This window comes from Staphylococcus sp. GDY8P126P (assembly GCF_017891965.1).
In the GTDB taxonomy this organism is placed as follows: Bacteria; Bacillota; Bacilli; order Staphylococcales; family Staphylococcaceae; genus Staphylococcus; species Staphylococcus saprophyticus.
The window spans coordinates 212,584-223,700 of record NZ_JAESKG010000004.1; the positions used below are offsets into that span (position 1 = coordinate 212,584).

Annotated in this window: 11 protein-coding genes; 9 read left to right on the forward strand and 2 right to left on the reverse strand. The window is 31.6% G+C overall.

Annotation, left to right across the window (positions count from 1 at the left end; genetic code table 11):
• The first annotated feature begins 10 nt into the window (after positions 1-10).
• The 3 genes from KA893_RS09325 to KA893_RS09335 all read left to right on the forward strand — a co-directional run bounded on the left by KA893_RS09325 (position 11) and on the right by KA893_RS09335 (position 3,595).
• Positions 11-1,045, forward strand: coding sequence for a FecCD family ABC transporter permease (locus tag KA893_RS09325; protein WP_041080824.1), 1,035 nt, complete (start codon positions 11-13; stop codon positions 1,043-1,045).
• On the forward strand, positions 1,042-2,004 hold the full coding sequence (locus tag KA893_RS09330) for a FecCD family ABC transporter permease (RefSeq protein WP_011302626.1): 963 nt from the start codon (positions 1,042-1,044) through the stop codon (positions 2,002-2,004). The genes KA893_RS09325 and KA893_RS09330 overlap by 4 nt, the downstream gene beginning before the upstream one ends.
• A 217-nt stretch (positions 2,005-2,221) precedes the next feature.
• Positions 2,222-3,595, forward strand: a complete 1,374-nt coding sequence (locus tag KA893_RS09335; RefSeq protein WP_041080826.1) for a YjiH family protein — start codon at positions 2,222-2,224, stop codon at positions 3,593-3,595.
• 168 nt (positions 3,596-3,763) lie between these two features.
• On the opposite strand, the gene KA893_RS09340 is transcribed toward KA893_RS09335, so the two are convergent.
• Entirely contained in the window at positions 3,764-4,078 is a 315-nt protein-coding gene (locus KA893_RS09340) for a heme oxygenase (RefSeq protein WP_041080828.1), read from the reverse strand.
• Between the two features lie 249 nt (positions 4,079-4,327).
• On the reverse strand, positions 4,328-4,588 hold the full coding sequence (locus KA893_RS09345; protein WP_002482662.1) for a SunI/YnzG family protein: 261 nt from the start codon (positions 4,586-4,588) through the stop codon (positions 4,328-4,330).
• A gap of 175 nt (positions 4,589-4,763) precedes the next feature.
• Between KA893_RS09345 and KA893_RS09350 the strand changes: the two genes are divergently transcribed.
• From KA893_RS09350 to KA893_RS09375, 6 genes are all read left to right on the forward strand, one after another.
• Positions 4,764-5,267 carry a metal-dependent hydrolase gene (locus KA893_RS09350; RefSeq protein WP_041080830.1) on the forward strand — a complete coding sequence of 168 codons (504 nt, stop codon included), beginning with the start codon at positions 4,764-4,766 and terminating at the stop codon, positions 5,265-5,267.
• A 115-nt stretch (positions 5,268-5,382) separates the two neighbouring features.
• Positions 5,383-6,570: a UTP--glucose-1-phosphate uridylyltransferase gene (locus KA893_RS09355; protein ID WP_194375795.1), complete on the forward strand. Its 1,188-nt coding sequence runs from the start codon at positions 5,383-5,385 to the stop codon at positions 6,568-6,570.
• A 16-nt stretch (positions 6,571-6,586) separates the two neighbouring features.
• Positions 6,587-7,270, forward strand: coding sequence for a PAQR family membrane homeostasis protein TrhA (gene trhA, locus KA893_RS09360; RefSeq protein WP_002482665.1), 684 nt, complete (start codon positions 6,587-6,589; stop codon positions 7,268-7,270).
• A 174-nt stretch (positions 7,271-7,444) separates the two neighbouring features.
• Positions 7,445-8,782 carry a multidrug efflux MFS transporter SdrM gene (gene sdrM / locus KA893_RS09365; protein ID WP_041080834.1) on the forward strand — a complete coding sequence of 446 codons (1,338 nt, stop codon included), beginning with the start codon at positions 7,445-7,447 and terminating at the stop codon, positions 8,780-8,782.
• 186 nt (positions 8,783-8,968) lie between these two features.
• Positions 8,969-9,427 (forward strand): SepA family multidrug efflux transporter, encoded by a 459-nt coding sequence (locus tag KA893_RS09370; RefSeq protein WP_041080835.1) that lies wholly within the window; start codon positions 8,969-8,971, stop codon positions 9,425-9,427.
• Between the two features lie 242 nt (positions 9,428-9,669).
• On the forward strand, positions 9,670-10,734 hold the full coding sequence (locus tag KA893_RS09375) for a P-loop NTPase (protein ID WP_002482667.1): 1,065 nt from the start codon (positions 9,670-9,672) through the stop codon (positions 10,732-10,734).
• The last annotated feature ends 383 nt before the right edge of the window (positions 10,735-11,117 follow it).

Sequence of the window (11,117 nt, forward strand, 5' to 3'; positions counted from 1 at the left end):
TGACAGGTAAATGACTAAATCAAATAGCATTGACCCAACCAAATTAATAGAGAAAAAAACAAGAAAACGCACAGCACTCACATTTATTGTGAGTGTGTGTGCGCTTTTTGTCATTATATACTTCAATTTAAGTGTTGGGTCGTCGCATATTACGTTTAACGATTTCATGGATTACATATGGCATCATACCGACACGAAACAAACATTTTTAATACATAATGTGCGTATGCCACGCATGTTGGCAGCCTTATTCATTGGTGCTGCCCTGGGTGTAGCAGGTCTGTTAATGCAGGCAATGACGAGAAACCCATTGGCATCACCTCAAATTTTTGGTGTGAATGCCGGTGCTTCATTTGTTATCGTCTTTATCACTATGATTGTACCTGCTTTATCTGAATTCGCAACAATACTTGCATTTATAGGCGCATTTATAGGCGGACTTACAGTATATTTTCTATCTGGATCCACTAAGGGCATGACGCCAGTTAAACTAGCACTAGCTGGTATGGCAATCCATCTATTTTTTTCTAGCTTGACTCAAGGCATTATCCTTTTAAATGAAGATGCAACTTCAACGGTAATGTTTTGGCTTGTGGGTTCATTATCTACAATACAATGGCCACAAATTATAGGTGTCATACCATGGTTTGTGCTCGCATTTATAGGGGCCATTGCGATTGCTAAGCAACTAACAATCATGGAACTTGGTGAAGATTTAGCTACGTCTTTAGGACAAAATGTTAAATTAGTAAGAATAGCCACTGGTTTATTGGTCATTGTACTTGCAGGGGCATCCGTTTCAATTGCAGGACCAATTGGATTTGTAGGATTAATTGTACCTCATATTGTAAAACACTATATACGTGCAGATTATAGATTAATGGTTCCACTGACAATGGTGATTGGTGCAGATTTACTATTGTTATCTGATGTTTTAAGTCGATTAATTGCTTTTCCATTTGAATCACCAGTTGGTATCGTGACTTCATTTGTAGGCGCACTATACTTCTTATTAATAACAATTAAAGGAGTTGATAGATTATGATGGGTAAATTAACTTTGCGTTATAGCATCGTAACAGTTTTGTTAATAATTTCTGCAATCGCATCATTGTCTATCGGTGCTGTATTTATGAATCCAATTGAAGCGGTTAAAAGTTTATTTAATCATGATAACTTTATTTTAAATGAATATAGAATACCTCGAATGTTTCTAGCAATAATTGTTGGTAGTAGTTTAGCAATATCTGGCTCATTGATACAAGGTGTCGTGAGAAATGCCCTAGCGTCTCCAGATGTTATTGGTATTACAAAAGGTGCCAGTTTATCTGCTGTAACAATTATTATGTTGTTTCCTTCTGCACCGTTGTTCATACTACCTTTTGGTTCGTTTGCAGGAGCATTGTGTATTAGTATCATATTAACTGTATTGATATCTAAGTTTAATGTTCAAGGCTCAAAACTTGCACTTATAGGTTTAGCAATTGGTGCGATTTGTACAGCAATTGTGCAATATTTATTAATTCGAAATCCAATGGATGCAAATACGGCATTAGTTTGGTTAACAGGTAGTTTGTATGGTCACAGTATGATGAATGTTTGGGTTATTTTGCCTTGGTTTATCATCGCACTTCCGATTATTCTATATTATTGTCATCAACTCGATATTTTGTCATTAGGTGATGATATTGCAACGGCATTAGGGACAAAAGTGAAAAAAATTAAAATGATTCTTCTATTATTAGCTGTCATTTTAGCCGGTGCATCTATTTCAATTGTGGGTGGATTGAGTTTTCTAGGATTGATAGCGCCGCATATTGCAAGAAGAATTGTAGGTCATAAACACATTCATATTACGCTAATGTCAGGGTTGATTGGGGCTTTACTCCTTTCAATCAGTGATTGCATTGCAAGAGGCGTCCATCCGCCCCTTGATATTCCAGTAGGGGTGATTGTGGCAATTGTAGGTGTACCATACTTTTTATTTTTATTAAGAAAAATTTAATTTAAATTAAGTAAAGAAATAGGATGTAAATTGCAAAAGTAATCGCTTTCATTTAAAGTAGAATTAATTCTATGCTTATAGAATCGATTCTACTTTTTTAAAATGACAGTAAATAGACAAAAATTACCGATTTACATATTTATACATTATACGTTATAATTATAGCTGTTGTTTTTTAAAAATAAAATCAAATTAATACACCTAAGGGGTGAATAGAGTGAATCAATATAGTAAAGCCCAGATTGTACGTGGTCGACTTAAGTTTATTATCATGTCTTTAATTGGCATAATTTTATTCTTAATGCCAATAAGCGTGACTGAAGATGGTGAAAAACAAACAACTTTACCTGTTGCATTTTTAGCTGGACTTTTGAAAGACACTATCGGAGGTGCAATGCCTTTAATTATTGTGATTATTATTACACTATCAGGTATTTTATCTGTATTATGTTCTACAGTACTGAAAAATAAATTAGCACCGGAAGGATTAATGTACAACGCATTTAATGTTAAAATCGGATGGCTCATTTTGAGAATATTAGCAGTTGTATTTGTATGGATTACATATTTAAAAGTCGGCACTGAAGTCATATATTCTGCAGACACAGGTGGTCTTGTATTTGAAAGTTTACTACCGACGTTGGTTACGGTATTTTTCTTTGCTGCACTATTCTTACCATTGCTTATGGAATATGGATTATTGGAATTACTAGGACCAGTATTTAGACCTATTATGAGACCATTATTCACATTGCCGGGTCGTTCTACAGTAGATAATTTAGCATCTTTTATTGGTGATGGTACGGTAGGTGTCTTAATTACAAGTAGACAATATGAAGAAGGATTCTACTCAAGACGTGAAGCAACAGTGATTGCAACTACATTTAGTGTTGTATCTCTTACCTTTGCAATTGTTGTTGCAGAAACTGTGCACATGCAAAACCATTTCTTTTATTTTTATTTAACGGTTATTATTTCTTGTTTAGTGTGTGCATTTATTTTACCAAGGATTTGGCCTTTAAAATCTATTAAAGATGAATATGCAAAAGAAGTTTCTGAGGAAATGAGAACTGAGCAGCTACCAGAAAACAAAACGCCATTAAGACATGGATTTGACATGGCTACAGAAACTGGTATTAAAGCACCTGGTTTTAGATTATTTTTCAAATCAGGTTTTAAAACAGTGATTGATATGTGGTTCGTTATTTTGCCAGTAGTCATGAGTGTAGGGACATTAGCTACAATTATCGCGACATATACGCCTTTATTTTCAATTATTGGTAAACCATTTGTACCATTTTTAGAATTACTACAAATTCCTGAAGCTGTACAAGCCTCAGAGACTGTATTAATTGGATTTGCCGATATGTTTTTACCATCTATTTTAATTGAAGGTGTAGGTAATGATATTACTTTATTTGTAGTTGGTGCATTAAGTATTACTCAATTAATATACTTATCAGAAGTAGGCGGTGTGATCTTAGGATCAAAGATACCTGTGAGTATTTTTAAGCTTTTCGTTATTTTCTTAATTAGAACGATCATTGCGTTACCTATTATTTCATTGATGGCACATTTATATTTCAATTAATAGGCGCCTTTACAGATTAAATATCACATTGTATTACTAAAGTATTGTCATACAAAAAGCCATAAAGCAATCTATCAATATAGATACTTTATGGTTATTTTTAATTTGTCATATAATGTATGAACTGTAAAAACTACCGGTACTGGTATCGCTAATATAACGTCAGAGTTATGAGAGCTCTGAAATCACATTTGCTTTAACTACTTTATTACCTAGGATAGGTGAATCGTCACTTTTAGTTTTTGATTTACCTTCATGTGCTTCTTTGAAAGCATCGCTCTTCAACCAACCTTTAAAGTCATCTTCAGAATCCCACCAAGTATTGATATACATTTGATCGTAATCTGCTTCATCATCAATAAGCCAAACTTCAACTTTTTGGAAGCCTTCTAATTCTTGGATTTTACCACCTTGAGTAAACTTTGATGCCATTTTTTCTGCGAAGCCTTTTTTAACATCGATTCGATTTGTTACAACGTACATGCTGCACACCTTCTTTCATTAATATAAATATATTATAGCATTGTTGATTTAAGAAGGTAATTGAGAACGCTTATTAATTAGCGAGCAGATTACAATTGAAAGGCGGTAAATGGTTCAAGCTATTTATAGCAAAGTGAAAATCTCATTAGGTCATTTGTTATAGAAGAAAAGAGGTATAACGAGTAAAATTTAAATTTACTCGTTATACCTCTTTTTATTAATTTTATTTAAGTGAAGTTATTATATGAATTACTTGGTAACTTCATTATAAACTTTTTGATCATTTTGCGTATAAATAATGTATTCATGGTCATCAGTATCGATGATAACGCGGTTCGTTTTTCCAAATGTAGAACCGATTCTCGAAACTTTATCTCTATCGAGTTTTGGTACTTCATGGATATTTTGATCTTGTGAAATGTTCTTAATTTCACTTGTTGGAATTTTGATATCTGCAACTCTCCACTGAATTCTTACTTCATTATTATCTTTTTTTACTGTCATTGCCATAACTCGAACACATCCTTTAAATAATTTGTAGATATATCATACAATATATTGCAATCGTTTTCAAGCGATTGTGTGATACTTTTTTGAAAAAGGTTATACTCATATGTTTTTACGAAAGTATGTTCGCATTAATCGTGTGATTATGCTAAAATATTAATGATAAGGAGAAGTGAAAATGACAGGTAAAACACATGCATCATGCGGCTTATTAGTCGGGGCTTTAACTATAGAATATTTTCATACAGATTTGTTTACTTCGATTACAGTTATTACGCTTGCAGTCATATCAAGTTTAGTACCTGATATTTGTCATACCCAAAGCAAGATAGGAAGACGATTTAAACTGATTAGTTTTTTCATTAGAATGATATTTGGGCACAGGACATTCACACATTCATTGTTATTCATCGCAATTATTGTTTGTTTACTATATGTCATACAAACGCCATCATACTATTTAGTTACGATTATTCTAGGATTGCTTTCACATGTTATACTAGATATGCTAACGCCAAGAGGTGTTAAGTTATTTTATCCGATACCAATTAATGTGAAATTCCTAGTTGTATTTAAAACTGGTGGGCTAGTTGATATCTCATTGGCAAGTGCATTGACCATTGGCGCAATTTATGTGATTTTTCATCCATTTTTTAATAATCTATTCTTGAATTGGTTATAATTATGGTTGTCCTAAGAATCATAATAATATAAAGTACATATAGTGAAATGATATATCCATATTATAAAAAAGGTATAAATTATATCTGATTAAATGGATATTAAGGAGAGAGAGCATGTTAGATAAGAAAACGCTAGAAAAGTTTAATCAAGAACATCTCATTGAGTTTGAAAAATTAATGAGTTCAAATGAGAAAGAACACTTATCTGAAAAACTTGAATCATTAAATTTAGCTGATATTAGAAATTTATATAATGATTTATACTTGAATAAAAAGGTAATTGATGATGTTTCTTCTGTTAATGAAGTCAAATATGACGTGAAAAGCGAATTTACAGTTGATGAAATCGAACAATATGAAAAAATTGGACTTGATGCGATTAAAAAAGGCAAATTTGCAGTTTTATTAATGGCTGGTGGTCAAGGGACAAGGTTAGGCTACAAAGGTCCAAAAGGTTCATTTGAAATTGAAGATACGAGTTTGTTTGAAATTCAAGCGAAACAATTATTGGCATTAAAAGAACAAACAGGTCAGTATATCGACTGGTATATTATGACAAGTAAAATTAATGATAAAGAAACACAACTATATTTCGAGTCGAAAAATTATTTTGGTTACGACAGAGATCATGTACACTTCTTTATGCAAGATAATATTGTCGCTTTGTCAGAAGAGGGTAAACTGGTATTGGATGTGGATAGTAATATTCTTGAAACGCCAAACGGTAATGGTGGTGTATTTAAATCATTAGCAAAATCAGGTTATTTAGATGAAATGACTGAAAATGGCGTCGAATATATTTTCTTAAATAATATTGATAATGTGTTAGTTAAAGTATTAGATCCATTATTTGCAGGATACACATTTCAGAAAAGTATGGACATCACTACTAAGTCCATACAACCCAAGGATGGGGAAAGTGTTGGTAGGTTAGTCAATGCGAATCAAAAAGACACGGTTCTAGAATATTCAGAATTAGATCCAGAAATAGCTAATGAGTTTAACAATGCTAATATTGGAATCCACTCATTTAAACTGGCGTTTATCAATAATGTTGTTGATTACGACTTACCATATCATTTAGCGATTAAAAACTTAAAACAATTAGATGAAGACTTTGGTGTAATTGAACTACCGACATTAAAGTTTGAACTATTTTATTTTGATATCTTCCAATATGCGCATAGTTTTGTAACATTACAGGTACCTAGAGAGAAAGAATTCTCTCCACTTAAGAATAAAGAAGGTAAAGATAGTGTTGAAACGGCTACGGCTGATTTAAAACGCATGAATATGATATAAAAAGGTGGTTACACTCATGTCTCATTCAGTAGAAGCTGAAGATAATAAACTGGTTAAAACATTTAAAGATATTATTCCCCTGACTTTTGGGGAAGAAATTGGCAACTCAGTATCACATGGAGTGGCTGCTTTTATAGCATTATGTGCATTGCCTTATGCAGCGATACATAGTTTTCTTGAATATGGTGTGTTAGGTGCCTTTAGTGTCTCTGTTTATGTAATAAGTATTTTTTTAATGTTTATCTCATCAACGGTATATCATGCCATGCCAAATCAATCATCACATAAATTCATATTAAGAATAATCGATCATAGTATGATTTATGTCGCGATTGCAGGTACTTATACACCGATATGTCTTACTTTGGTCGGTGGTTGGATTGGCTGGTCTAGCATGGTTGTCTTGTGGGGCATTACAATCTGGGGCATTCTTTACAAATCGTTAGCAAAAAATGTTAATCATAAGTTAAGTTTGATTATGTATTTAGTTATGGGATGGATTGGTGTACTATTTTTGCCAACAATTATTTTTGATTCATCTTTACTATTTATGTTATTTATATTGTTTGGTGGACTTGCCTATACAATAGGAGCTTGGTTTTATGCTCAAAAAAACCGTCCGTATTTTCATATGATATGGCATTTCTTCATTGTAGTTGCATCCGTATTTCACTTTGTAGCTATCATGTATTTTATGTAAGATAATTAAAGTTGTTAACAGTGTTCATTGACATTGTTAGCAGCTTTTTTTATGGCATGTTTAAATGTTGTATGCACTGAAGAGCGTTTTTGAAAAATGTGTTGAACTTATAAATAAATAATGGTTAAGTAGATATTGATATTGTTAGAAAATTTAAGGGTTAGGAAGTTATATATGAATATAAAATCATTAGGCATTATTATTGCGTTAATATTAATTATGTTTATGTCTGCAATAGAAACTTCAATCGTTTCCTTAGCATTGCCAACTATAAAAAATGATTTAAACGTAACGTCATCTATTTCATTGATATTTGCTGTGTATTTTATTGCAATTGTTATTGCAAACCCGATTGTTGGGGAATTGTTAGATCGTACTAAAATTATATATATTACATTATTAGGGCTTATGTTATTTACAATAGGAAGTTTATTTTCAGGGCTAAGTGACACATTTACCATGTTAATCATCTCTCGCTTTATTCAAGGATTGGGTGCAGGTGTCATGATGGCATTAAGCCAAATTGTCCCAAAACTGGCATTTGAGATACCTTTACGCTATAAAATCATGGGAATCGTTGGAAGTGTATGGGGGATATCCAGTATTATAGGACCTGTTTTAGGTGGCGGTATTTTAGAGTTTGCTACATGGCATTGGCTATTCTTCGTGAATATTCCAATTTCAATTATTGCAATCATACTTGTAGTGATTACATTTCATTTCGAGAATGAAAGTACATCAACTAGTGCTAAATTAGATGTAAAAGGCTTATCGTTATTTTATACTTTTGTATTCTTTTTAATATTTGCAGTGATGTATACAGCCAATATTTATTTAAATATCATTTCAATCATATTAGCTACGGTTGTCGGTGTTGTGTTATATAGAAATGAAAAGACAATAAAAACACCTTTTATACCAGTGCAAGAATTTAATAAAACAATTGTTTTAATATTTTTTACTGATTTTGCATATGCAACTATACTTATGGGTTATAACCTCTATATGCCAATTTATTTACAAGAAGATCTTGGCTTATCTCCATTACAAAGTGGGTTTGTTATTTTTCCAATTTCGTTTGCGTGGCTAGTATTGAATTTTAATTTAGATAAAATAGAAGCAAAAATGACTAGGAAGGCATTATATATATTTGCATTTACATGTTTAATGCTTTGTGGCATTTTAGTATTTATAGGAACTAACTCTCCAATTTTTATTGCTTGTAGTTTGTTATTAGCAGGTATAAGCTTTGGTACAGTTTATACTAAAAATAGTGTTATCACACAAGAAGAAACCTCTCCTAAAAATATGAAGCGTATGATGTCATTATACACTTTGACTAAGAGCCTGGGTAATTCAGTCGGATCGACAATTATGGGCTATGTCTATGCGTTATCTATTCCAATTATTGGTTTGCATATTCATAACATTGTAATTTTGAGCTTTGTCATCTTGTTTATACTTATAATATTATGGTCCATCACATATCGAAAACAAGATACATTAACTTAACATGTTTTAACATTGCTAAGTGTTTTTGTTTAAAATGAATAACAAATGATAATATAGTAGGTTGAATTTCTGTCGTTTGGTCATATAAAGTTATAATGGTAAGATATATAATGCATTCATATCACATATAAGAAAATATATGTTTATATAGTCAATGATTGATTAAGAAAGGGAGGACAGTAAGCTATGAAATATTTAAGATATTTATTAACAACGCTTATTGTGCTTTCTGTATTTATTATTTCTGGTGCGATTTTTTTAACTTTTTTAGGATTTGGTTTATACGGATTAAGTAGAATTTTAATCTACTTTCATCTTGCATATTTTGGTTATAATAAAAGTTTTTACGATAACTTGATATATTATGGTAGTTATATTGTATTAGGCTATTTCAATTTATTCATTGTAGAAAATTTAATGGATTATTTTAGAAAAAAATTACCTGAAAATCCTTACTTTCAAGGACTTACCTTTCAATTAATTACGTTTTCAGTAACTACATTGTTGTTTTATTTTATAGTGCACATACATTATACCTATATCGACATCGACTTTTGGGTAATTGTATTAATTATTGGCGTATTATTCATCTGTAAAGAAATATTTTATCCGGATAGTAAAAATTTAAATCAAAAAAATAAATAATGTAAGTGAACATTATATTCTTAAACATAAGGAAGATATTGCATATTTTGAATTCCAAACAACTTAAATACATTAATCTAAAGTGAAAGTAGTTAGCTTATTATTCTAATATTAAGAATAGATTGAGCTAACTGCTTTTTTATTGAACAAATTATATTTATACTTAAATTAAGCTATTTAAAGCAAATGTTAGTTTTGTTTGTTAAAATATAATTGATATTTAAATAAGAGGGGGACGCTTTGTGTTAACGATAGCGCAAGTTAAAGAACTTGTTGGAGAATTAAAAGATCCAATAATAGATGTACCATTAAAAGAAACAGATGGAATAGTAGAAGTTACTATTAAAGAAGAGATAGAACACGTTAGTGTTAAAGTAGCAATGGCGCAATTAGGTGGACAACCGCAATTAGATTTGCAAATGGCTATTGTAGAAGTATTAAAGGAAAATGGAGCAAACACGGTTGGCATCAGATTTGAAGAATTGCCGAGTGATGTTGTTGAGCAATATCGTGGCTCTGGCGAAAACGAAAATCAAACCATTGAAGGATTACTTTCAAAAGATAATCCAGTAGAATTTATCGCTATTGCTTCTGGTAAAGGGGGCGTTGGTAAATCAACAGTCGCTGTTAATCTAGCAGTATCATTAGCGCGTGAAGGTAAAAAAGTAGGCTTAGTAGATGCTGATATCTACGGTTTTAGTGTTCCAGATATGATGGGAATTGATGAGAAACCAGGTGTACAAGGCAAAGAAATCATTCCCGTAGAACGTCATGGTGTGAAAGTGATCTCAATGGCATTCTTTGTAGAAGAGAATGCACCAGTGATTTGGAGAGGACCCATGCTAGGTAAAATGTTAACTAATTTCTTTGTAGAAGTTAGATGGGGAGATTTAGACTACCTTATCTTAGATCTACCTCCAGGCACAGGAGATATTGCATTAGATGTTCATACGATGCTACCTTCAAGTAAGGAAATTATAGTGACAACGCCACATCCAACAGCAGCATTTGTCGCAGCCCGTGCTGGTGCAATGGCTAAACATACAGAACATTCTATTCTAGGTGTAATCGAAAATATGTCTTATTTCCAAAGTAAAGAAACAGGGAATAAAGAATATGTATTCGGTACTGGTGGCGGAGAAAAACTTGCAGAAGAACTACAAACTGACTTGCTAGGACATCTCCCGTTAGAACAACCATCTTGGAATCCAAAAGACTTTGCACCTTCAATTTATCAAGCTGATGATCGACTCGGTGAAATCTATCAATCCATGGCACAACAAATCATTGATAAAACGACAAAATAAGTCATTTCAGTAATGGATAGAGATTATTTTAATTTCTATCCATTTTTTTATTGCAATTTTTTTAAATGGTGGTAGAATTGTTTCTTGTGGCAAACAATTGCTACTAAATAAGTGAACGAAAGAAATCACAAAATCTTAAATTAAATATTGACTTTCCATTGAGGAATTGATATTATTTAAAAGTCGTCAAAAACGGCAACAACATTATTTAAAGAAATTATAAAAAGTGTAAAAAATATACTTGAAATAATCTTAATAATAATTTAATATTATTAAAGTAATGTTAATTACTCATTTAAAAAATATTAATTTTTTGTTGACAAGTTGTCAACAAAAATGATATAGTAATGAAGCAACTATTTAAATGAACATTGAAAACTGAA

What these genes read in the sequence shown, in the direction of transcription:
- KA893_RS09330 (WP_011302626.1), top strand. Translation starts at nt 1,042, where the DNA reads ATGATGGGTAAATTAACTTTGCGTTATAGCATCGTAACAGTTTTGTTA.
- KA893_RS09345 (WP_002482662.1), bottom strand. Translation starts at nt 4,588, where the DNA reads ATGGCAATGACAGTAAAAAAAGATAATAATGAAGTAAGAATTCAGTGG.
- KA893_RS09355 (WP_194375795.1), top strand. Translation starts at nt 5,383, where the DNA reads ATGTTAGATAAGAAAACGCTAGAAAAGTTTAATCAAGAACATCTCATT.
- sdrM (WP_041080834.1), top strand. Translation starts at nt 7,445, where the DNA reads ATGAATATAAAATCATTAGGCATTATTATTGCGTTAATATTAATTATG.
- trhA (WP_002482665.1), top strand. Translation starts at nt 6,587, where the DNA reads ATGTCTCATTCAGTAGAAGCTGAAGATAATAAACTGGTTAAAACATTT.
- KA893_RS09325 (WP_041080824.1), top strand. Translation starts at nt 11, where the DNA reads ATGACTAAATCAAATAGCATTGACCCAACCAAATTAATAGAGAAAAAA.
- KA893_RS09370 (WP_041080835.1), top strand. Translation starts at nt 8,969, where the DNA reads ATGAAATATTTAAGATATTTATTAACAACGCTTATTGTGCTTTCTGTA.
- KA893_RS09350 (WP_041080830.1), top strand. Translation starts at nt 4,764, where the DNA reads ATGACAGGTAAAACACATGCATCATGCGGCTTATTAGTCGGGGCTTTA.
- KA893_RS09340 (WP_041080828.1), bottom strand. Translation starts at nt 4,078, where the DNA reads ATGTACGTTGTAACAAATCGAATCGATGTTAAAAAAGGCTTCGCAGAA.